The 23,128-nt window shown below is 47.1% G+C and carries 16 protein-coding genes and 1 tRNA gene; 2 read left to right on the top strand and 15 right to left on the bottom strand.

The window, feature by feature from the left end:
- Window positions 1-4 precede the first annotated feature (4 nt).
- A complete protein-coding gene (pgaA, locus tag OGV52_RS16410) occupies window positions 5-2,467 on the bottom strand; it encodes a poly-beta-1,6 N-acetyl-D-glucosamine export porin PgaA (protein WP_287108801.1) in 2,463 nt (820 codons plus the stop codon).
- Window positions 2,468-3,416: 949 nt separating this feature from the next.
- Here pgaA and OGV52_RS16415 point away from each other — a divergent pair.
- Window positions 3,417-3,953: a GNAT family N-acetyltransferase gene (locus OGV52_RS16415; RefSeq protein ID WP_101700195.1), complete on the top strand. Its 537-nt coding sequence runs from the start codon at window positions 3,417-3,419 to the stop codon at window positions 3,951-3,953.
- A 228-nt stretch (window positions 3,954-4,181) separates the two neighbouring features.
- Here OGV52_RS16415 and vexE read toward each other — a convergent pair whose 3' ends face one another.
- The 12 genes from vexE to actS all read right to left on the bottom strand — a co-directional run bounded on the left by vexE (window position 4,182) and on the right by actS (window position 19,667).
- On the bottom strand, window positions 4,182-6,164 hold the full coding sequence (gene vexE / locus OGV52_RS16420; protein ID WP_287108802.1) for a Vi polysaccharide transport protein VexE: 1,983 nt from the start codon (window positions 6,162-6,164) through the stop codon (window positions 4,182-4,184).
- 19 nt (window positions 6,165-6,183) lie between these two features.
- The gene (gene vexD / locus OGV52_RS16425) at window positions 6,184-7,488 is read right to left on the bottom strand and encodes a Vi polysaccharide ABC transporter inner membrane protein VexD (RefSeq protein WP_047499334.1); all 1,305 of its coding nucleotides are present in this window, start codon (window positions 7,486-7,488) and stop codon (window positions 6,184-6,186) included.
- A 22-nt stretch (window positions 7,489-7,510) separates the two neighbouring features.
- Window positions 7,511-8,206 (bottom strand): Vi polysaccharide ABC transporter ATP-binding protein VexC, encoded by a 696-nt coding sequence (vexC, locus tag OGV52_RS16430; RefSeq protein WP_047499332.1) that lies wholly within the window; start codon window positions 8,204-8,206, stop codon window positions 7,511-7,513.
- Window positions 8,207-8,231: 25 nt separating this feature from the next.
- Window positions 8,232-9,026, bottom strand: a complete 795-nt coding sequence (gene vexB / locus OGV52_RS16435) for a Vi polysaccharide ABC transporter inner membrane protein VexB (RefSeq protein ID WP_047499331.1) — start codon at window positions 9,024-9,026, stop codon at window positions 8,232-8,234.
- A gap of 9 nt (window positions 9,027-9,035) precedes the next feature.
- On the bottom strand, window positions 9,036-10,103 hold the full coding sequence (gene vexA, locus OGV52_RS16440; RefSeq protein ID WP_047499329.1) for a Vi polysaccharide ABC transporter protein VexA: 1,068 nt from the start codon (window positions 10,101-10,103) through the stop codon (window positions 9,036-9,038).
- Window positions 10,104-10,148: 45 nt separating this feature from the next.
- Window positions 10,149-11,885, bottom strand: a complete 1,737-nt coding sequence (gene tviE, locus OGV52_RS16445) for a Vi polysaccharide biosynthesis glycosyltransferase TviE (RefSeq protein WP_047499327.1) — start codon at window positions 11,883-11,885, stop codon at window positions 10,149-10,151.
- Complete coding sequence (gene tviD, locus OGV52_RS16450) at window positions 11,885-14,380, bottom strand: Vi polysaccharide biosynthesis protein TviD (RefSeq protein ID WP_152607523.1); 2,496 nt, start codon at window positions 14,378-14,380, stop codon at window positions 11,885-11,887. Before tviD ends, tviE begins: the two co-directional genes overlap by 1 nt.
- Before the next feature lie 29 nt (window positions 14,381-14,409).
- Window positions 14,410-15,450 (bottom strand): Vi polysaccharide biosynthesis UDP-N-acetylglucosaminuronic acid C-4 epimerase TviC, encoded by a 1,041-nt coding sequence (tviC, locus tag OGV52_RS16455; RefSeq protein WP_141875615.1) that lies wholly within the window; start codon window positions 15,448-15,450, stop codon window positions 14,410-14,412.
- Between the two features lie 2 nt (window positions 15,451-15,452).
- The gene (gene tviB / locus OGV52_RS16460) at window positions 15,453-16,730 is read right to left on the bottom strand and encodes a Vi polysaccharide biosynthesis UDP-N-acetylglucosamine C-6 dehydrogenase TviB (protein ID WP_016157409.1); all 1,278 of its coding nucleotides are present in this window, start codon (window positions 16,728-16,730) and stop codon (window positions 15,453-15,455) included.
- Window positions 16,731-16,987: 257 nt separating this feature from the next.
- Complete coding sequence (locus OGV52_RS16465) at window positions 16,988-17,515, bottom strand: Vi polysaccharide biosynthesis protein TviA (protein WP_047499323.1); 528 nt, start codon at window positions 17,513-17,515, stop codon at window positions 16,988-16,990.
- Between the two features lie 1,240 nt (window positions 17,516-18,755).
- Window positions 18,756-18,829: transfer RNA gene (locus OGV52_RS16470), tRNA-Gly, on the bottom strand.
- A 79-nt stretch (window positions 18,830-18,908) separates the two neighbouring features.
- Entirely contained in the window at window positions 18,909-19,667 is a 759-nt protein-coding gene (gene actS, locus OGV52_RS16475; RefSeq protein WP_047502233.1) for an amidase activator ActS, read from the bottom strand.
- Window positions 19,668-19,833: 166 nt separating this feature from the next.
- On the opposite strand from actS, the gene idi reads away from it, so the two are divergent.
- Entirely contained in the window at window positions 19,834-20,382 is a 549-nt protein-coding gene (idi, locus tag OGV52_RS16480; RefSeq protein ID WP_235117300.1) for an isopentenyl-diphosphate Delta-isomerase, read from the top strand.
- An 85-nt stretch (window positions 20,383-20,467) separates the two neighbouring features.
- Here the strand turns inward: idi and lysS are convergent, their stop codons facing one another.
- Both lysS and prfB read right to left on the bottom strand, forming a co-directional pair.
- A complete protein-coding gene (gene lysS, locus OGV52_RS16485) occupies window positions 20,468-21,985 on the bottom strand; it encodes a lysine--tRNA ligase (protein ID WP_005123357.1) in 1,518 nt (505 codons plus the stop codon).
- A gap of 9 nt (window positions 21,986-21,994) precedes the next feature.
- A protein-coding gene (gene prfB / locus OGV52_RS16490; RefSeq protein ID WP_100250065.1) for a peptide chain release factor 2 occupies window positions 21,995-23,093 on the bottom strand; the annotation gives its coding sequence in 2 pieces (ribosomal slippage) (window positions 21,995-23,017 and window positions 23,019-23,093; 1,098 coding nt in all).
- Window positions 23,094-23,128: the final 35 nt, after the last annotated feature.

Below are 23,128 nucleotides of genomic sequence, written 5' to 3' on the forward strand. Positions count from 1 at the left end.
ATCCTTAAAACCTGACATTTAAATCGAAAGCGAGGGAGATATTCCGCTCACGTTTACCGTCGTAGGGGCGTTTATCCCAAATCAGCATCACCCCGCCATCTACAACGTTGTTCCATTTGAGCCGTTGTCCGTATCCCACCTGAACGATGGCACCAGCGTCCTGGCCTTGCTGCCAATAGCCACCTACGCCAGCCAGACCTTGCTGCGTCCACACGGTGTCATAATGGCGGTAAAGAACCTGCTCCGCGCTCAGACCCGGTACCACGGAAAAATCACTCTTCGGGTTGTAATACGGCACATTCTCTTTGGTGTTGGTGCTCCCGCCGATGCCCGGGGTAAAGTCCAGGGTGAAGCGCGGCGTTGTCCACATGCGCTCTTTTCCGCTGAGTCCGTATTCGATGCGATCGTTACCATCTGAGAAATGTGATGCGGCAAACGACAGTTGATATTCACGTCGTTCGTTTTGATACCAGCGAACAAACATATCGCCGCCGTTGGCATACACGCCGCTACGCAGCGCGCGCAGTGGCGTATTACGCGACAAGCGCTCGGCCGAACCGCCTACGCGCCAGTTGTCATTGAAGTCATGCCAGCCGGAAAGACGACCGCCAATTTTCTGACCATCGCCATAATTTCGGCCAGAGACTTCCATTTCTGCCCAGTAGTCGCGGGAAGTCCATTCCGCCCCTGCCGCCAGATCGCGGCTGATGCCTTTACCTTCCTCAAATTCGCCAGTAGCAAAGTTGAATCCAGTAAACAATCGCCAGTTGTCGTTAATTGGCGGACTGTAAATGGCAGTATTGATGTTGAAGTCATTCTTACCGCTGACCGGGCTATCGGACGAGATCCCTTGTGTGCCGCTAATGCGCACTTCCGACATTTTGTGGACATCACGAATACGCGCGAGGCGTAGCGTCGCTTCATCATCCGGGCTACGAGCAATGACATCATCCGTCAGTTCATCGGCCTGCCTCCATTCCTGGAGATCCAACGCAACATAAGCCTGCTGACGTTCCAGTTCCAGGTTACTTGGCTCAATCACTTCCGCCAGCTTCAGCTCTTTCTCCGCCGCATGCGGCAAGCCACGCGCTTCAAGAACGGAGGCATAAGATATGCGCAGCCCCTGGTTACCTGAACCTGTTCGCGCCAGATGCTCAGCGAGCTTTTCAGCCTCAGGTAGTTCATTGGCAGCAATATAATATTGCGTCAGCATCGACTGTCCGAGCAGCCAGTTATCGTTAGGCTGCGGCGTTGGCGAACCATAGATGCGTCGCAGGTACGGACTCTCTTTGATTAAGTTTTCGGCCTGTTTTTTAGCGGCATCAAAGTTTTCATTATCGATATGCGCGTAGAACAGATCCTGTTGATCCTCAGGACCAAGCGGCGTAACGGGAATCGGTCCATTCGGGTAGTAGATGCTCATCAGCATCGCTTCGGTTTTTTCTGGCTGGCGTTCGCTTAACCATGCCGATGCTACCCAGCGTTTTGCGTAGTTTGGCACTTCGCTGCTCGCAGAAAGCGATTCGTATTCCTTAATCACTTCAGACGTTCGCTTACGAACCAGCAAAGCGCCCATGCGGTCAATTCTCGCCCGACGGACATCATTCTGCGCGGACGGCTCATCCTTCCAGGCAGCCAGCAACTGGTCATAACGGGCCAGCGCTTTATCCGCCACGATAAACCGCTCTTCTTCATTACGTGCGGACGTATAGGAGGAACGTACCATTTCGGCGGCCGCATCAAGCTCAAGGCGGCGCTTCACAGGATCTGCCGTAGGCACCACCTCCGCCATATTTAAGGCGGGTCCGGAAACACGGTTTGCTGACAGAGCAGACAGCAGCGTAGATTTTGCATTTTTGTTGCCAGGATCAACGTCATCCGCCTGGCTGGCAACCAACAGCGCGTCCCAGTTTTTTCCCTGAGAATGATATACGTAGGCAAGTAGCGCATCGGAGTCAGCCCCCGGATGTGCCTGTGCCCATTTATTCGCTTCAGTAAGGGCTTGCTGATTGTAGCGAGCATCTGCCAACGTCATTATCCAGCCGGTGCGTACGTCAACGTTGTCAGGCTCTTCCTGTAAAACGCTTTCCCATACCGCCAATGAATCATTCCAGTTTTTCTGGTTACGGTACGCACGTGCAGCGGCGACTTTGCCGCGTGCAGGCACATCCATCTGCCCACGATAGCGCTGCCAGATTTCAATAGTGGCTTTATCGTTGTTATCAACCCAACTGGAAACTTGCAGCCAGTCGGCAACCTGATTTGGCGTTAGCGCGCTTTGCTTTCCCTGATCCTCTAGATAACGCAATAACGGTGCACTATTACCACCCCGCGCTTCAATAACCAAAGCGTCATAATCTGATGTCGCTGCAGAGATTTGCATAGGGAAAAGAACGCTTGCCGTAAATAAACAGCTTAAAGACTTAAAACGTTTAATGAAGTTGGCATGTCGACGCATACTTAACATATCTGCCCTTATAACTTACATCAGAGTAAAAATAAGCGTTTTCAATATATTACAGTCAGTTACTTACGATACCCGACCATGTAAGATGCACTGCCGCTTATTTTGCAATAGGGTTATGAAGCAATTAATTCTTTCGTCTTATTGACTACCCGCGCCTCGCCCTCTAATCGTGGGAAAGCAGGCGTAAACTCGAAAATTTTATCACTCAGCGTAGTTCGTGGCTATGCGATACGAAAACTCTTAGACAAAAAAGTATTTTAGACTAAATAATCCTAATACTCTTGGGATTGAATTCTGGATTTAGATTAAGTTTGCATGACGAAACCTTGTGACGATGATAACTATTGCTGGCTAGCATAGCTACACCGCGCAACTGTTTGCATGGTAACTATTGTGTGCGGATAGAGAAAGTTCTGATAATAATGCCCCTGATAACAACAAAGCTCACAATGTAAATAATATAACCTAATTTTAAGGTTCGAACAGGGTCGATAAAATGAAATTAAAGGTACAGTCATAAGCAGAACTAAGTACAGTAAAAACTCAATAAAATCAAATGACTTCTTGACCTATCCTTGAAATCTACCAAAATTGGTATTTTGGTATCCGCCATAATACGTGCGCGAAGAATTGTGCATTGCTCGACTCGCTAAAGTATTTACCACTCTTGCGTATTATTGACAGTATCAACCACACTCACTTTACCCTTACAATTTGAAAGCTTATTTGCATTGAAAATAATTTATATACCCTAAATAATTCGAGTTACATGAAGGCGGCAAGTGAGTAAATCCCCAGGAGCATCGCGAACTATGTGACTGAGGCGAGCTAACGTAGCCAACGCACATGCAGCTTAAAGAATGACGGGTATAGACGCATAATTTTTTGCACTTACCTTCCCTCCAGCCTTTGAGGTAATTTGGACAAAGATGCCAATGGGAGCTGGTCAATGAAAATCGTTAACGCTGAAAAAAAACACATCCCCGCCATACGCGATATCTACGCCCATCATGTTATTCACGGTACCGGCAGCTTTGAAACTGACCCGCCGGATACCCGCGAGATGCAGGGGCGTCTGGAAAAAATCCGTAGTCTGGGACTGCCGTGGGTTGTCGCATTGCAAGAAGATAAGGTCATCGGGTATTGCTATCTCACCCGCTACCGCGAGCGTTATGCCTATCGCTATACCCTCGAAGATTCGATTTATATTGACCCGACGGCACAGCGTCAGGGGGTGGGAAAAGCGTTGCTACGCCATGTAATTGAGTGGGCTGAAACGCAGGGTTATCGGCAGTTGATCGCTATCGTCGGCGACAGCAATAATCAGGGATCGCTGAAAGTCCATCAGCAGGCCGGATTTACGAAAATAGGCACGCTGACGAACATTGGATTCAAGCATGGGCTCTGGCTTGATACGGTATTAATGCAACGCAGCCTGGGCACAGGTAACAGTACGCTACCAGCGGATTTCGATGCCGCTATTTAACATTGCTAAGGGATGACTTCAGGATACTGTCTTCTGGTAACCCTCAGACAAACAGAACCACAATCAGGTATAACGTAGTTATTAAATAATTCTCCATTTTTCAGCTCGTTAGAACGAAAAAAGCACCCGAACGTTAATGAACGGATGCTTTCTAAATCGAATAACTCAGTTTTACTTAGCGGGCGGCCCCGCCTGGTGCGCCAAAGGCATCGCGGGGCAAACGTCTTTTCAGCCCGAAGATGATTCATCCCTGCGCGTGATATTTCGCCAAATCCCCCCCGACAGTCTCAGATTTTCAGGCCCGCTATTGAGGATTTGGGTTACACATTTCAGGTAATTGTCTTTCCAGCGCTCAATAAAAGAAGACTGGCTTTCGAACCTCTGCGGATCGACCATTTTCTCCAAAACAAAATGGATGCGCCCGTCTCGCCACACCGGAACACCAAATACGGTGGGTAAGTGCATTTTCCAGGCAAGTCGAGAGCAAAAGGTGGAGTAGGTAATCTGCTGGCCGAAAAAGTCGATAGTCGGCGCGCTCAAATTCAACGCGCCGTCGATCGCCACAACAAGCGACTGCCCACTATGTAAGGTCTGTATGCAGGCCCTGACCACGTCCGCTTCGCTTTTGTCACTAACCGAAATCAACCGCTCGCCGTAGCCCCCTTTGAGCACGCCAGGCGTGGAAGCCACCCATTTGCTGTTCATTTCCAGCAAGGAGAGGATCATCGGCCCGGCATACATTGCGCCCATATGAGCCGATACAACAATGCAACCACGCTTATCGAGCTGCAGCCGTTGGAAAAACTGCTCGACATGCGATATATCGGCCAACCGATACATCGGTTCGTCGGCCTGCTCTCCACGGCATTCAAGCCAGTCGAGGAGATAATTATCGGCAAGATACCCCCACTTCGCCCGGCGTTCCCATTCATCGCGCTCGATACCGGACTGTCTGCCGGCAACTTCCCATGCCCAGTCAAGGCGCTCAGGCGGTAGATTAACGGCAGATATTTGCCCATCAAGCGCCAGCAGCCCCTCTTCGAATGACTGAGGCAGATGGCTTGCTCTGGCCTGAATATAGTGCTCAAAGATGCTTTCCGCTTCGCTTGTTTTCCCCGCCTGTAACAACGCCGCCGCGGCATAACGGTTCCATTTACTGGTCACCCCTTTTTCCCTTGCCAGTTGTACAAACTCATCGCTGGCAGCAGCGTATTGCCCAACCTGGCGCAGTGCTCGGGCATACATGGCTCTGACATAAGGAAGATCAGGATGAGTCGCGAGCGACTGCTGCAGTAACGGAATGGCTTTCTCATTCTGACCCGTTCTGATTAAGGCATCGGCATACAGGGTCACGATCCGTAAATTATCAGGGTTAAATTGCAGGGCATGACGCCAATGCTCAGCGGCCTGAAGCTTCGCTTCCCGGCTGCGACCAGATTGATAGTGGGCAAGCCCCAGGCTACGACGCAGCGCTGCACCATCCAACCCACGGGCTAATGCGGACTCCCCAATCTGAATGGCTTCCTGATATTTACCGACAGCGCACAGCGTATCAACCGCCAGCCCCGCCGACTCCTGCTTTTCTAACGCGAAGAAAGGGAGCAATGCGCGGGCCAGGTCATGATCTTCTGGTAGGCGGCTTTTATTTAAGAAACGGAGGCAGGTCTCAATCATATCTCCCCGCGGGGGAACTTCCTGCGCCTGTGTTCTGGCCAACGAGATTGCCTGTAACTCTTTATCCACAAGCGTCAGGCTGCGCAGATGGAGGGCAAAAATTTTGCTATTGCCCGAAAAAGCGAGCCATGCCCGCTCGGCTAAGTCAGCAACAGTCGCATATTGTTTACTCTTAAGCAGCACGCTTGCGACCAGCAGGACATCCTCCGGCTGGCACACATTCACCGCCAGCAGTTTGTTAACCACCTGTAGTACAGCGTCCCGATGATGTGATGCCAGCGGCGAAATAACCCAGCGTCGCAATAAATCACGGCTATTCTTTGCTGTCAGCACACGGTCGGACAACAAAGTCAGCGCGGCATCTGTTTCATCTTTACGCAAACACGCGATAGCGAAGAGAATAATGTTTTGCTCATTTCCAGCACTATCTCGCACTTTTTCGGGATGCTGCCCGAAATAGTGACATAGCCCCTCCCAATCCTCTTGTTTGAGCAGGGTGGTTGGCGATTTTTTTTTACATGTAGAGTGCAAGCTCATCGTATTTCCTTACTCCGCCTTATTCACGCATCCGCCTGATAGTTATCAGGAGAGAAGTCACCAGGTACGCGATGCCCAGCAACACGAAGAACAGTAACCACTTTGTTCCATCGGCATAGCGAGTGGTGTCAGACACCACCATCGGTTGAGAAATGATCAGCAAATACCGTCTCTCACGTAACGCTTGAAGCTTCCCTTGCTGTAAGGTCTGTAAGGCAGATTCCCAGCGTGTTTTGGCGATCTCACTCTGCAGGCGAAGATCTTCAAACAGGGACAGGCTTTCTGAAGAGCCTTGCGACCCTAACTTATTTGACAGGCGGTTACGTTGTTCGCCGATCTGCTTTTCCAGGACCTTGATTTTGGCCGACAGGCGAGGAATAAGGGGGTTCTGATCCAAACCATTAGCCATTAATTGCGCGTATTCCGCTTTCGCCTCCGCCAACTGCGTTTCAAAGCCAGCAATTAATTGATAAATCGCGGTCACGGTTTCCTGCGGTTCAATATCTTTTTGTATATGCTGTATTTTTAGCAATTCAAGCCGAGCTGCCCCCAGATTTTCCTGGGCCGATTTAACATCGTTTTCCAGCCATAAAATTCGTTCCTGCTGCATCCGCGCTGAAACGGTATTAACGTGCTGTTCAGCAAAAGCCAGAATGCGCTGGGCAAAAAACTCAGCCTGTTTCGCACTCCGCGCCTTGACGTTTAAACGCAGCATGCCCTGTTGAATATCGACAGCAACCGAGACTTTCGATAAATAGTAACGATAAGGATCATCATTAATACCCAGCGGTGCATGGTAGCGGGAAAATAATGCGATATCGTCTTGCGCGAAATAAGATAAAAAACCGAGATCTTTTTCCATCCGCTCCATCATTTCTTTCGAAAGTATAAACTCGCGAACCTGAAAGCCCTCCGACATCTCATTGCCTGCACCAAAGAAAGCTGTTCCAGAAAAATTATCCTGGCTGGCATCAGTTTGCACAATAAAGGTGGCATCCGCGCTATAAAAACGCGAAGTTAATAGCCACGACATAAGCATAATAACCAGCAGCGGCAAAGCAATATAAAGAAAGAGCCGACGTAGCGATTGTTTGGCTTGCTGAACACGTCGCTCTTTAATAACCAATGACGCTCTACGGACGGAATCAGCATCCGTCGCGGACCAACCGGCGTCTGGGCGATGTTGACTTTTCGCATCGGCCGTTTTTTCTGTCTGGCGAAGGGCGCGTTCATCCTCTTTTTGTTTCAGTCGCAAGGCTCGGCTTTCTTCTGCTACCTTCGCCCTTTCCTCTTTCCATTTTTTAATACGTTCTGAATTTTCCACTCTCTATCCGTATATTTTCTATTTATATATCAAAGGAATAATTATCAGTTTGAAGCATCGCCTGATTTGACTGATATTGTTCAAAAAGCGCAGATGCCTGTGCTAAATCTTCACACATCGTAATTTTCCCATGCAGCAGTACGCCAAACGCATGACAGTGTTCTTTAATAAGCCGAGGGTTGCGCGTTAGCACAATCAACCCTTTCTGTTGCAGCTCATAAGCTAGCGCCGCCTGCATACGCAACTGTGAGGTATTATCCCCGGTGTACAGCTTGTCATCGGCAATATAAAGGCGACAGGGAAGCAGTAAATTAATGGCAAATGCCAGATGCGCTTTCATCGTGACAGAATATTCACTCACCCTGTCGGTATAGCGCTGTTCAAGCTGGGTCAATTGATAGCAGAAATGTGAAAACTCATCGCCATCCAGGCCATAAAGACTGGCCATCATGCGCGCATTCTCTTCGCCGGTTAACCCCGGCAGAACAAAAGCATTTGCCCCCAGTGGGAGCGCATCACCCCGTAGCCCAATAAAATCCCCTTCATCAGGAGCATCTATACCGCACAGCAATCGGGTTAGCGTCGTTTTGCCTGAACCAGGGGCCGCCAGAATACCGATATGCTCATGGTAATCCATGACAAAATCTGTTTTATCAAGGACCACCCGCGGGCCCTTATCAGACTCAAAATAGCGTGTACAACCTAATAAACCGAACACGAACGCGTCTCTCCTGAAGCCAAAGTCAGTGATTTTCAGTGTCACAAATCAGGTGAAAAATGATGCCCGCGAGGAATAACGTTGCGGAAAATGCCAGAGGGTAAAGAGGTTCAAGGTACAAGGAGTTATATCCCTCAAACATTCCTTCTCTGACTATCTCATTAGCATGAAGTAGAGGGTTCCAGCTGAATATGCTCAATAATGAATAGGGCAATTCATTCGCCGTATAAAAGACAGCTGAAATCAAAAACATCGGTCTTAGCACCACAGGAACGGCTTTGTAGACCAGCGGAAACCGTTCAGACAGTGCGTCACAAAAGTAACCAAACGATAACCCCAGAAGCCATGCGATAACCATCCCTTCAAAAATCAGGATCGGTTTCTGGGCTTCCCAGCGGGAGAAGATAAGAAAGTTAATTAATGAAACAATAATATAAATGATAACCGCATTAACAAATTCGACTGCGGCAAGAGCAAAAATCACATGTCTTTTCTTAACCTGCGAGACAACCGCCAACGATGTGGAGAATGAACGGGTACGCATGGTTGCGGTAATGGTATAACGAAATAACAGATACGGTAATATACCTGCAATAACAAAGCTGATATCGTCAGTAAATATTGGTACGGTGCGATTTAAATATTGAAAAGAAATAACGGTAATGGTTATCCATACCAGTGGTACGGCCAGCACCATCATATAGTTTAGCAAATTACCGTTATAGCGTGTTTTGATATCGCGTGACATTAACAAAATGATTAACTCACAGACGGTAATGAGTTTCATAAAATAATAAGTATTATTTTTCAAAATATTCATATGGCGACGTTAGAAAGAATTAGAGCCGCGGATCAAAAAGCTATCGAATGCGGCTTTCACCTTAGCGAAATCAGTCAAAGAGGCGTTCGAGATATAGATAACATCGCCGTCTTCCACCCGCATGGCCTGTGCTAAAAACACCGAGTCAGGTTGGCTCATATCGACATGATAGATATTCAGTTTACGCATCTGCTGTTTCGCTTGCTCCGCTTCGTCATGCTTGTACAGAAAAACCGCCTGCGGATCGGCAAGATTGTCGTTTAATCCTTTCGCCAGCGCCAAAGCATCCACTACGCTGGAATGACGCTGAACCAGAGCATGTTTCCCCTGAACACCCGCCGCGCCGAGCACATTAACATACTCGGTCACTTGACGCAGAGTGATACGGTCATCCGGCTGTAAGACAATATCCAACCCGGGATACTGATAAATATCTGACAGTCGCGCATTGAAATAATGCTGCTGGCGCGTCACGTGAACTTCCATCATCTCTGCGCTGGTATTTTCTACTGCCGCCGCCGTTGCCAAAAAATGACTAAGACGATTCATACTCTGTTCGAGAGGGTAGCGACCCGTTTTCCCGCTGCCCTCGACCGTCACCATGGCTCCGGTGCGGGCGGTAAGCGTCACCAGCACCTGAGGATTCAGGACAACGCGCGAAAGTCGCTTTCTGATCTCTTCAGCCAGTTGTGTCACATCCAGCCCGGTAACCGGAATGATCCCGGCATAAGGCACCTGAACGATATTACCGTCAGTCACAAGAATATTTTCAAAATCCGCCCGGTCGCCGCTCGCGTTATTGGATAAATACCCCGCCCCGCCCGAGGATAAAATAGTGATATGCAGCACATCGCCTTTAGCCAAAGATGTCCAGTGCCAGTTATTTTCGGCAAAGACCGGATCGACAATAGTTTTCGGCACAGTATCGGCATCACTCAGTTTTAATGTCGGTGTGACTTCAACCAGATGATAATGAGGATCGTCCTGATTAATCAGGCTGGATTTAAATACCGCCCTGGGAATAGTGCATCCCGAAAGCAGTAAAAACGTCGTTAACAATATAATAATTTTTTTCATAACTTATTTTATAAATGAAATAGCTGAAAAAATGCTGCCCATTAATTAACGAGGCTGAGAGGCAATGGTTTGTACAAACGTTCCCACCATATGTTCAACGGTGAAGCGTTCTTGTAAAAATGACTGCGTCTGTTGGCAAATACCGGTTCTGCTGCGCCATAAATTGACCAACTGTTCTGCATAGCGGCAAGCCTGGTCAAGATTGACCGTCTGCGCATCATCAAGAATGAAACCCGAAACACCCTCAATAAAGCATTCTGCCGATCCGCCTGCAGGGGTTGAAATCACCGGCACCCCGACCATTTGTGCTTCAATGAGCACATTGGGTAGCCCTTCATAACGCGAAAACAAAATGAATACGTCCATTTTTTGCAGCCAATACCCCACGTCACGCGAGACGCCAACGAATAGTATTCTCTCCAGAATCCCCAACTGTTCGGCGCGTTTCTGCGCTTCAGCGCGCAAATCACCATCGCCTACCAGCACAAAGCGTGTGGCGGGGTGGTGCTGTAAATAGCGTGCTGCAAAATCAATCCATGCAAAAGGGTTCTTATCGCCTACAAAGCGGAAAACGCCACCAATAGTTGTGTCCGCATCCTGGGTTTTTTGCGTAAACTGCTGCCAGATTTTATGTGGCACCTCAGAAGAGGGCTCGGTAGATGGCGGTAAGACGCCGTTATATACAACCTGGAAGTGCTTCGCCTCCAACTTTAGCCAGTCGGCATAATGGCGGGTCACACAATGGTTGTTACTCATAAAATCAACGCCAGGCACGGCCGCCAGCGCCTGGTAAAGAGGCTCATATTCCGGCTTGAACAGACGCTTTCTCACCACCGGCGGTAAGCCACGTAATCCCAGTTGAATTCTGGGCACGCCAGCAATCAGCGCTGCAAGCGCAATCATCAGACAAGCGCCATCCTGCCAAACGGAGAGATAATCCGGCTTGCGCTCGCATAAGTGGGGGACCAGATGCTTGATGCCGTAGTTACACACCGGCGGCAGATGAGAGAGCAATAAGCGCAACTCCGGAGATTCTATTGTCGCATCGTCAAAGAAGTTTCCGGTAATCTTCGCGATTTCAAGCACCTCGACCTGTTCTTCCAGCACTTCTTTCAGGAAAAAGTCTTGCCTGAGTTCCGGTGCCAGGGAGCGAATAATGAGCTCTACCGGCTCTTCTACTTTCAGGCCGCCAATTTTCCCCTGTTGCCGATATTTTCTGGCGATCTCAATAGCCAGCCTGGAAATCTGACGCTCTGCACCGCCGCTACCTAGCGAGCCTGTACAGAGCGCAAGGCGACCAAAAGATCCGACGGGAAGCTGCCGCGGCTGACGATTTCGATAGAACAAGATGGCATGCTTCATTGCAATAATACGGGTGTTGGTCCCCACAGGGATCGCTTCCCCTTCAAGGCGTTCAAGCAAATCGCAGATCTTATTTATTTTGCCTAAATAATTGTTATATTTTTTCTGCACGCCAGTGCTAACCTTTTTAAGAATTTGCTGCGCATCTTTGGCTAGCCCCGTATTATATAAACGACGCGCATACTCATAACGTGCTTCATCATTGTTTTGTGTAATTAGCGTTTCGTAGAGCGCGTATGCACGCGCCGTTTCATTGAAATCATGAAGAAATTCTGCTTTTTTTAGCATCGCTAATGAAGTTAAAGCCTCAGCCGGTAATTCACTGTCAATTAACGCAATAGCTTGCGCAAGCTTCCTCTCTTGTTTCAATGTTAAAAGCGTTTTCCCTAGCGCAGCTAACTTTTCTTCCTCCGTAATCATTACGACTTCCCTGATGTATTTTTTTGTAATGCGGTTATGCAGGTCGAGATCTGCCTTGTCACCGGATCCGTTGGCCCATTCACTTTCTCCAGTCGCTGCCAATACTGCAAAGCCTGGGTATAGTCGCGTAAATGCATTGCATTTAATGCGGCATATTTCAAGGCATAGGCATTTTCGCTATCAAAAACGAGTAATTTTTTCGCATAATCCAGATGTTCATAAGACGCGATAGTGCTGCCGCCATCCTTCAGTGACTCATTAAATAATCTGATAATTTGCTTATATTCACGCATCAGGCGAGAAACATCAGGATCAATTCGTTTCAGGCTAATCAATACAGACAATGCTTCATCCAGACGCCCTTCAGTTTTCTTCTGGCGTACATATTTAAGGGCTCTGGTTGCAACATTGCGACACTCTTTCTCAAACAGCTCGTTCATCGAGGCATTCTGGAATGATGGAGAAATGCTCATGACGTTAGCAATCAAATCAATGAGGAACGGAATGTCGTTAATATGACGTATGCTGCGTAACATAATCGACTGCAGGCTGGTAATGTTCGAGTTACGAATCAAGGTCATGTGGGCCAACGTGCACGCATCCTTCCAGGCACCAAGATTCACCAGCGTTCTTGCACAATATACGGTGCTAACAGGATCGAACTCCAGAAGTGGCCACACAATTTTCGCCCCTACCAGGATATTTTCATAATCCTCACGCTCATACATTTCTCTTAATTTCTCGCGCCATGCCGTTTTAACTTCATTATTAAAGCGAGAAATACGTGCATGGGGATAAACCATAAATGCAGAGAAGGTGTACACCAGCGAAGTACTCAGTGAGACAAAATCATCAACCGAATGTAGCGACAGCGCGGTATTGTTCCATGCCACAAAAACGTCGTGGAGTTTATCTTTATACGAGGTGCTAAGCGCCTGATGATAGCTCATATTCTTGATGCAGAAAGCTGCGTGGATGACGAGACCGGTATCATGAATCGTCGACAATACCGTCAGCGCAAATTCTGACTCATGGCGGAGTAACTGCTCAAGCGCATGCTTGAAAATCAATTCATCACTGAATTTGATTGCCAAAGATAACGCTGTTTCCATAAACGCATCATTTAGGCGCTGCGATTGAATGCCGGCATGGAAAGCTTCGGAGAATGCGTTGCCATCATTGAAATATTGCGTGCTGCTCAGGAAATTAACCCATCCGCTTTGGGTTTCAGGATTCAATAACAGTACACTTTTCCAGTATTGATATGACTTATCAAACAGCTGTAAAGCATCGGCTGAGCCGGCGGCAACGGTAAGGACTTCTTCATCTTCAATTTCATTGGAAAGCATCATCTCGGCCGTCGATAAGGCTTCCCGCCAACGCGCTAATCCATGCAGAGACCTCAGCCGACAACGTAATGTACTGTCCGTCGTACCGATAATTTTCTCAACATCACTAATATCCTGATAAGCCTGTTCATAATAACCTAAACGGCTGAAGATTACGGACCGAAGTTGGATCAGAACGGGCTCTTGCTGCTGATTTCTTAATGCGGCAAAAAGTTGCTGTGATGCAGCAATAATGTCGCCATCGGCAAGCAGCTTAGTGATCGATAATGTAATCTCACGTATTTGGTCTTGTTTCTCTTGCCGCCTCTCATCAAGATGATGCTTAGTATTGTTGATCACTCCCTTAAAAATAGCCGCAACGATCGCATCACCAAACATGTCGGTATAATGAGTAAGATCGTCGCCATTTTTTTCCAGGGCTCGTTTCTGCCCCCACTTTTCCATCAAATTTGTCGGGTTAACGCAGGGAATATCCATCCTGGCGGCGATGGTCTCGACATTTTTAATCAACCGACTGCGGGACTGAATGACGGTTCCAGCACGAGTCACAGCATCAACATGGGTCATAAACATAACGCGATCGCGACCAAGAAGCTGAATGATTTCCATCATATCCTGTTCGATAGCATGCTCATCCATCTGCTCAACATTAATATTGCTTAATAAGGCACGATCGTCTTCCGACATTCCGGCAAAACAGGGATCGTCTTTGAGATAGGCCAGCAGTTTGTGTTGATTCCCTTGCGTGGCCAGCGACCAGTACACACGCGCCCGCTCTGTTTGGCTAAAAAACTCATAAAAATGACGAGTTATATAATTTTGTTGTAAGCACAACCCATAGGCCATAATCTTCTTCTGACTTGAAATCTCAACGATATAGAAATCAGAACGACTATGAACGTCGGTTTTTGAATAATTTACAGCAGTTCTAAAAATAAAAGGCCGGACCTTTTCAGGAATATCTATCAATCCCAAAATAAAACGGACCTGCTGTAATGCCTCGCTGCTCGTATGCGTAAACCCATATATTTTCTTAAAATTAGCCTTAAAATTAAAATAAGGCTGAGCTCTTTTTACCGGACTCGCGATACGGCAACTACCAATGGCGGTAAGCGTAAACATCTCTGACGATTTCATTAAATTCATCCACGTGAAAAGAAAGTGAGTAGTTATACTCAGGAATACAAAGCAGTCTGTTTATCGATATACCATTTTAGAGTCTGCTTAAGTCCTTCTTTGATATCAAACTCAGGCTCATATGAAAGAAATGTTTTTATTCTGGTAATATCTGCCTGACTATGCTTAACGTCACCGTCACGAAAATCTTTATAAATTGGTTCAGCACTAATTTGTTCGTCCCGCCATAAATTCAACCCGTCGCGGATGAGATAATAAAGCTCATTTAGCGAAGTTCTGTCTCCAACAGCCACATTATAGACTTTATTTTTTGAGGCTAAATCATTAGTCGTTGCTGATAATAAATTTGCCTGAATCACATTTTCTATATAGCAAAAATCGCGGCTTGTTGAACCATCGCCATTGATATAAATTGGTTCATCTTTAAGAAGCGATAGTATCCAGCGAGGAATGACTGCAGAGTATGCTCCGTTAGGGTTTTGGCGGCGGCCAAATACATTAAAGTAGCGTAGGCCAATAGTGTTAAAATCATAGCTGCGAGCAAACACCTCGGCGTACAATTCATTGACGTATTTTGTAACCGCATACGGGCTTAATGGCCGGCCGATCCGTTCCTCAATTTTAGGTAAATCGGGATGGTCACCATAAGTACTACTGCTTGCGGCATAGGTGAAACCAGATACATGTGCATCTCTCGCCGCCGTCAACATATTTAAAAAACCATCAATGTTAGCGCTATTTGTCGTGATAGGATCCTGCAAGGAACGAGGTACGCTTCCCAGAGCGGCCTGATGTAAAACGTAATCGACATTCTCACAAACAGCCTGACAATCGGCAAACGACCGGATATCCCCATGAACAAAGGTAAACCGCGACCATTGTTCTTCACTGACAGCGGCACGCACATCCTCTAAATTATGTTGATAGCCAGTTGAAAAGTTATCCAACCCAATTACTGTTTGATTTAAATAGAGTAGTTCTTCTAATAATCCAGAGCCGATAAAACCTGCTACGCCAGTAATAAGCCAACGTTTTGGTTCAAGAACGAGTTGTATTTTTAATTCATCATAGGCTGTCATGATTATAACCTCACATCTGACTGCTCAGGCGAAAGGATATACTTCAAATCATAAAGCACATGTTTATCTTTTCCAAAGCCACGAATATCAGTACTCCCCATCTTCTTAAACTGCTCATGGCCAACGGCAACAATAATGGCATCATAAGAAGCCGCCTTGATTTCCGATACAGGTATAATCCCGTATTCCTCTTCGACTTCCTCAGCATCCACCCAAGGGTCAAAAATATCAACATTACAGCTGTAATTGCCCAACTCTTTTACAACATCGATAATGCGGGTATTCCTGATATCCGGGCAGTTTTCTTTAAAGGTGAACCCCAGAATCAGAACGTTAGAACCCTCAACATTAATCCCTTTTTTGATCATGGCTTTGATCAACTGTCCCGAAACATAGTTACCCATATTATCGTTCAGTCGACGACCCGCGAGGATAATTTCCGGATAGTAACCGATGCCCTGAGATTTATGAGTCAGATAATAGGGATCGACGCCAATGCAGTGACCACCAACCAGTCCAGGACGGAATGGCAGGAAGTTCCATTTACTTCCCGCTGCTCGCAGTACGGCTTCAGTGTCAATCTCTAATCGGTTAAAGATAATCGCCAATTCATTTACCAGCGCGATATTGAGATCGCGTTGGGTATTTTCAATCACCTTTGCCGCTTCCGCGATCTTAATGCTTTCCGTTTTGTACGTTCCTGCCGTGATGATCTGTCGATAGATCTCATCAACCAGACAGGCCGTTTCTGCAGTTGAACCAGAGGTGATTTTCTTGATAGTTGTCAGACGATATTTTTTATCGCCGGGATTGATGCGTTCTGGGCTATATCCGACAAAGAAGTCTTTGTTAAATGTCATCGCTGACATACGCTCAAGGATCGGCACGCATTCTTCTTCAGTACACCCTGGATATACCGTAGATTCATACACCACGATATCCCCCGGCCTCAGTACTTTGCCAACAGTTTCACTTGCCATAATCAAAGGGGTGAGATCTGGTTGCTTATAATCGTTGATCGGCGTCGGGACGGTAATGATGTAAAAATTGCATTCTCTGATTTCATCAATTGATGAGGTAAACGTCAGATGGCGAGCATCACGTAGCTCTTCTTCTGTGGTTTCGAGATTGACATCGATCCCTTCTTTTAGCTCGAGTATACGTTTATGATTAACATCAAAACCAACCACCTGACGAATTTTCCCAAATTCAGCAGCCAATGGTAAGCCAACATACCCGAGTCCAATAATGGCAATTTTTACATCATCTTTGCTGATCATTACTGATAAGTCCCTTATTTAATAATTATTAACTTTAAATAAATCCCAGATGTTTTCTGGAACGCTACCGCCCCTGACGTTCTTAGCCAGCGTATCTATTCTTATCGAAATCACGACAGTTTCTAGTCTAAGCAAGGCTAGAAATTTTATATTTCCTAATTTTAGTTAAATGGAGGTCGTATGCAGTATCCGTTCTAAAACAACAATTAAAGATCGGATCTTTAATTGTAATTCTTAATGAGAAAACGCATAGCATTTTATTCTGGCAATAGAAGATATCGAGGGTCTCGCACGCCGAATTTAAGGGCGATCTCTTTTCTCCAACGATACAATGTTGACGGCGAGTTCATAAATCTATCCTGAAGCTCCTCCATACCGCTTTCGGTTAAGAAGTACTTCATCTTCATGATATCTTTGTTGCTAATCTTAAAGTTACATTCCCTTCGCCCTGCCGTTATCTTGTCACCATTTCGTCGATATAGGCTTATTTTCTTAATCATCTCCGACACAGATGTTGAGGTATCGAAAACAGCAATAACATTTTTGATATTATCCAACCAAAAAAGAGCCAAAGGCATCAACCGTGAGCTGGAAATGATGATTATGATTTTATTGATATTTTTATTCCGTGAGAAAAAAACCAAGGTGCTACGTAAGCTATATTGATTAAGATTCACGAATAAATAATTTCTTTCGTTTGTAATCAGTGACATTTCATCAATAACACTAGCGGCACCACCCCCAAAGTAAATATCATTAGGTGGCCAGAAATGTTGATACTTCATGAAGCCTCCATAACCTCAAAAAACTCTATTTCATCCATGGAAAGGTAAGTGTCTACTTTTAAGCACACCGACCCTCTAAAAAATACCTAACAATCGAGTAATTGATTTTATTAATATTGCTAAATACATGAGATGAACTTTTACACAACAAGGATGTGATATCAACCCCTCGCCATTCATAGCTAAAAGCTATCAATCACTCATTCTTAGATTTGAATTACTAATGGATATCGGCATTTTAATACGATTATTGGTTGTATTATTAGCACTACCTGTGAAACCGCACTTTCATCTTTTATTCAAAATGAGAAAATTCTCAAAACACAAGGAAACATTTTCTTACAAATTACCAGCATACATACTGGGGTTAAAGGTAGCCTGACTGAATTGTCACCCATGTCTCTACCTTTAAATTCTTAGCTATACCGTGTGAGATTTTAATCAGTACAACTGAAGTCTATCTAACTATATTTGCTATATTTTTCAACAACAATGACATAATATACACAAGGCTAACGAGCCCCCCGGCATAGCAAGCATTCAAAATGGTACAAAGTACTAAACTGACTCGTATATTTTTGTGTATCTACATAATTTCGTGACCGGATAATGAGAACAAAACTAGTCACCTTAAGAAATTATCAGCAGTAATTAAACTCCTGAAGATGTTTTTAACAAAATAGATGTCACCATGTTTATCCAGGTAAAATCATACCAAGTCTAAACCATTTAAAACCTGTTACTGCCGATTAGAGAAAATTGACCTACAAAAAAACTACATTACTTATTTATGAAGAATGACCAATCTTATATCGTGTTAAATAAAGATAACTTTGGAATTATAATCTAACAATTAACTACGTGACCTGTATTAACGTTGATATATTTTCAGACAGACAATCAAATATACTTCTTAAAATTTCTTAAATAAATTCAATTGATTGATAGTTGATTTTTTGTACCACGGGGGGAAATGCGATATTTAAGACACCAGTATCGCGAATTGAAAGGATTAACCAGCATATACAAGGCTCTACTATCCGAGAGCGTCAAAGATTTCTCTTTGGCCCCTGTGGATAGTTAGTTTCATATGAGGTATCTCCCGCCAGGGGGGCTATCGTCTCCCACAATCGCTTTAGCCTGCATAGTCGCGCATTGAGTCTGTCTGACCGTTAAACAAAGAAACACATTGAGATTACGAAGGATAATTGAATCAGGAGAGTCAGTGAGAAGTAAGTCGTGGAGCGGGCGAAGGGAATCGAACCCTCGTATAGAGCTTGGGAAGCTCTCGTTCTACCATTGAACTACGCCCGCATTGGAGTGCGTAAGGGATTATAAACCTTACGCTCTTCTTGGCAAGGGACTGACTGACTGACTGGCGATTAATTCACCGTCAGCATTTTGGCTTACTGCCCTTTGGTGGCAAATAACGCAGCGGATCGATAGCCGTCGCCCGATAGCGGATCTGGAAATGCAGCCGCACCGTGGTCGCATCCGAGCTGCCCATCGTCGCGATCTTCTGCCCGGCTTTCACGTTTTGACCGTTGTTCACCAACATCGTGTCATTATGCGCATACGCAGTGATGTAGTCCTCACTGTGCTTAATCATAATGAGATTACCGTAACCCCGCAGCTGATTACCGACATAAACCACCTTTCCGGCTCCGGCGGCATAAATCGGCGTACCGCGCGCAGCTGAGATATCAATGCCTTTATTGCCGCCGTCCGCGGTTGAATAAGGCAGAATCACTTTACCGCTGGCAGGCCACTGCCAGCAACGCTGTCCGACCGGTGGCCAGGAGGACTGCGGTACGGACGAAGATGGTCTGACCGCCGCCGTTTTGGTTGAGGATTTCGCAGTTGTTTTGCCAGAGCCTGAACTGGTTTTCGCGCCGCCGCTGACCTTCAGCTTTTGCCCCACTTCAATGGTATAGGGCGGTGAAATATTATTCAGGCGTGCAAGCTCTTTTACGCTGGTCCCGGTGGCGCGCGAAATACGGTATAGCGTATCTCCCCGCTTCACGGTATACACGGAGCCGGAATAACTTCCTGTATCAGACGACTTGCTCCCGGAACAGCCTGCTAACAGCAGACCGACACACAGCAGCATCGCGATACTCAGGCCATTTTTCTTCAGGCGTCCTGCACTCAAAACAATACCTCGCAACATTTTCAGACGCTTTATCATAGCAGCCAGAAACCGGATGCCAAATCATATCGCGCAACGAAGCGTCGACTCTGGCATTTCACACCCTCTGTTAATCATTCTGACTTAATAAAGCATATAATGTGAATGCTTAAGATTGATGGTGGACGCTATGCGACAGGAACATGTCATTTTATTGAATGAGCAGGGCCAGCCCTGTGGAACACTGGAAAAGTATGCGGCGCATACCGCCACAACCCCCCTGCACTCTGCTTTCTCATGCTGGATATTTAACGAGCAGGGTCAACTGCTGGTCACCCGCCGTTCGCTGCACAAAAAAGCCTGGCCAGGCGTCTGGACCAACTCTGTCTGCGGTCACCCGCAGTTGGGTGAAACCACCGAAGCCGCTATTATCCGCCGGGCTTGCTTCGAGCTGGGTGCAGACATCGACTCACTCAGCCCCGTATATGCTGATTTTCGTTATTGCGCAACGGACCCGAGTGGAATAGTGGAAAACGAAGTATGCCCGGTTTATGCCGCACATATCGTCAGTGAGCTACAGCTAAACCCAGATGAAGTGATGGATTTCCAGTGGAGCAATCTTGAGGATATTTTAAGCGGGATTGACGCGACGCCGTGGGCTTTTAGCCCGTGGATGGTAATGCAGGTTTCAGATGTTAAGGCGCGAGAGTTACTGCGCAAGTTTGCCAACGGGAATTGATTGCCTGACGGGGCTACGCCCATCAGGCCTACATAACGCATCGTAGGCCTGATAAGGCATCAGCCCCCATCCGGCATTTCACATCTTACTTAACCGGGCGCATTGCCGGGAACAGGATTACGTCGCGGATAGTATGGCTGTTTGTGAACAGCATAACCATACGGTCGATACCAATGCCCAGGCCCGCAGTCGGCGGCAGACCGTGTTCCAGAGCGGTAACATAGTCTTCGTCGTAGAACATCGCTTCGTCGTCACCTGCATCTTTGGCATTAACCTGATCCTGGAAACGCTGCGCCTGATCTTCTGCATCGTTCAGCTCGCTGAAGCCGTTACCGATTTCACGTCCGCCAATGAAGAATTCGAAGCGATCGGTGATTTCCGGATTTTCATCATTACGACGCGCCAGCGGAGAAACTTCTGCCGGGTACTCGGTAATGAAGGTCGGTTGAATCAGGTGCGCTTCTGCAACTTCTTCAAAGATTTCGGTCACGATACGGCCCAGACCCCAGCTCTTCTCAACTTTGATGCCGATAGATTCCGCAATCGCTTTTGCAGAATCGAAGTTATCCAGATCGGCCATGTTGGTTTCCGGACGGTATTTCTGAATCGCTTCGCGCATCGTCAGTTTTTCGAACGGCTTACCAAAGTCAAAGACTTCTTCGCCGTAAGGCACTTCAGTCGTTCCCAGAACGTTCTGCGCCAGCGTACGGAACAGCGATTCGGTCAGTTCGATCAGATCTTTGTAGTCCGCATAAGCCATGTAGAGTTCCATCATGGTGAACTCTGGATTATGGCGAACAGAGATGCCTTCGTTACGGAAGTTACGGTTAATTTCGAATACGCGTTCGAAGCCGCCAACCACCAGGCGCTTGAGGTACAGTTCCGGCGCGATACGCAGGTACATGTCCAGATCCAGCGCGTTATGATGGGTGATAAACGGACGCGCTGCCGCCCCGCCTGGGATCACCTGCATCATCGGGGTTTCTACTTCCATAAAGCCACGACCAACCATGAACTGACGGATACCCGCCATAATCTGTGAACGCACTTTAAAGGTATTGCGGGATTCATCGTTAGAGATGAGGTCCAGGTAGCGTTGACGATAGCGCGCTTCCTGATCCTGCAGACCGTGGAATTTATCCGGCAATGGGCGCAACGCTTTCGTCAGCAGACGCAGCTCGGTACAGTGGATAGACAGCTCACCGGTCTTGGTCTTGAACAACTTACCTTTCGCGCCGAGGATATCGCCCAGATCCCATTTTTTGAACTGCTCGTTGTAGACGCCTTCCGGCAGATCGTCGCGAGCAACGTACAGCTGAATGCGGCCGCCAACATCCTGCAGCGTAACGAATGATGCTTTACCCATAATACGGCGGGTCATCATACGGCCAGCAACGGAAACCTCAATGTTCAGCGCTTCCAGCTCTTCGTTTTCTTTTGCATCGAAGTCAGCATGCAGTTGGTCTGAGGTATGATCGCGACGGAAATCGTTCGGGAAGGGGATCCCCTGCTCGCGCAGGCTCGCCAGCTTCTCACGGCGCGTTTTCAGTTCATTGTTAAGGTCGGCTACCGCGTCAGCGCCCTGTACGTGTTGTTCAGACATGTTGGTTCCTCATAACCCTGCTTTCAAACTTGCTTCGATAAATTGATCCAGGCTGCCATCCAGCACCGCCTGCGTGTTGCGGGTTTCAACCCCGGTACGCAGATCTTTGATGCGGGAGTCATCAAGGACATAAGAACGAATCTGGCTACCCCAGCCGATATCTGATTTAGTATCTTCCATCGCCTGTTTCTCGGCATTCTTCTTCTGCATTTCCAGTTCATAAAGCTTCGCTTTCATCTGCTTCATGGCCTGGTCTTTGTTCTTGTGCTGGGAACGGTCGTTCTGACACTGCGTCACAATCCCAGTCGGGATGTGGGTGATACGCACCGCAGATTCGGTACGGTTAACGTGCTGACCGCCCGCACCAGAAGCGCGGTAAACGTCAATACGCAGGTCCGCCGGGTTGATATCGATATCAATATCATCGTCAACTTCCGGGTAGACAAACGCAGAGCTGAACGACGTATGGCGACGACCGCCGGAGTCGAACGGGCTTTTACGCACCAGGCGATGTACACCGGTTTCAGTACGCAGCCAACCGTAAGCATATTCGCCAGCAATTCTGATGGTCACGGATTTAATACCCGCCACTTCACCTTCAGATTCTTCAATAATTTCAGTCTTAAAGCCACGCGCTTCAGCCCAACGCAGGTACATACGCATCAGCATGCTTGCCCAGTCCTGTGCTTCCGTACCGCCTGAGCCAGCCTGAATATCGAGATAGCAATCTGCGCTATCATATTCACCGGAGAACATACGACGGAATTCCAGCTGGGCCAGCTTATCTTCCAGCGTATCAAGTTCTGCTACGGCTTCGTTAAAGGTTTCTTCGTCGTCGGCTTCTACAGCCAGTTCCAGCAGGCCGGAGACATCTTCCAGGCCCTGGCTCATCTGATCGAGCGTATCAACGATGGCCTCAAGGGAGGAACGCTCTTTACCCAGCGCCTGCGCGCGTTCGGGTTCGTTCCATACGTCCGGCTGTTCCAGCTCGGCGTTTACTTCTTCCAGACGCTCTTTCTTGGCATCATAGTCAAAGATACCCCCTAAGAACGTTAGAGCGCTCCGTGAGGTCCTGAATGCGGTTATTTACCGGATTAATTTCAAACATTGTCTGATTTCTTTTATTGGACTAGTCAAAATGCG

Source organism: Citrobacter sp. Cb041, assembly GCF_030336655.1.
Taxonomy (GTDB): Bacteria; Pseudomonadota; Gammaproteobacteria; order Enterobacterales; family Enterobacteriaceae; genus Citrobacter; species Citrobacter braakii.

What these genes read in the sequence shown, in the direction of transcription:
- vexA (WP_047499329.1), bottom strand. Translation starts at nt 10,103, where the DNA reads ATGAAAAAAATTATTATATTGTTAACGACGTTTTTACTGCTTTCGGGA.
- tviB (WP_016157409.1), bottom strand. Translation starts at nt 16,730, where the DNA reads ATGATCAGCAAAGATGATGTAAAAATTGCCATTATTGGACTCGGGTAT.
- idi (WP_235117300.1), top strand. Translation starts at nt 19,834, where the DNA reads ATGCGACAGGAACATGTCATTTTATTGAATGAGCAGGGCCAGCCCTGT.
- lysS (WP_005123357.1), bottom strand. Translation starts at nt 21,985, where the DNA reads ATGTCTGAACAACACGTACAGGGCGCTGACGCGGTAGCCGACCTTAAC.
- tviC (WP_141875615.1), bottom strand. Translation starts at nt 15,450, where the DNA reads ATGACAGCCTATGATGAATTAAAAATACAACTCGTTCTTGAACCAAAA.
- pgaA (WP_287108801.1), bottom strand. Translation starts at nt 2,467, where the DNA reads ATGTTAAGTATGCGTCGACATGCCAACTTCATTAAACGTTTTAAGTCT.
- vexE (WP_287108802.1), bottom strand. Translation starts at nt 6,164, where the DNA reads ATGAGCTTGCACTCTACATGTAAAAAAAAATCGCCAACCACCCTGCTC.
- tviD (WP_152607523.1), bottom strand. Translation starts at nt 14,380, where the DNA reads ATGAATTTAATGAAATCGTCAGAGATGTTTACGCTTACCGCCATTGGT.
- OGV52_RS16465 (WP_047499323.1), bottom strand. Translation starts at nt 17,515, where the DNA reads ATGAAGTATCAACATTTCTGGCCACCTAATGATATTTACTTTGGGGGT.
- vexB (WP_047499331.1), bottom strand. Translation starts at nt 9,026, where the DNA reads ATGAATATTTTGAAAAATAATACTTATTATTTTATGAAACTCATTACC.
- tviE (WP_047499327.1), bottom strand. Translation starts at nt 11,885, where the DNA reads ATGATTACGGAGGAAGAAAAGTTAGCTGCGCTAGGGAAAACGCTTTTA.
- OGV52_RS16415 (WP_101700195.1), top strand. Translation starts at nt 3,417, where the DNA reads ATGAAAATCGTTAACGCTGAAAAAAAACACATCCCCGCCATACGCGAT.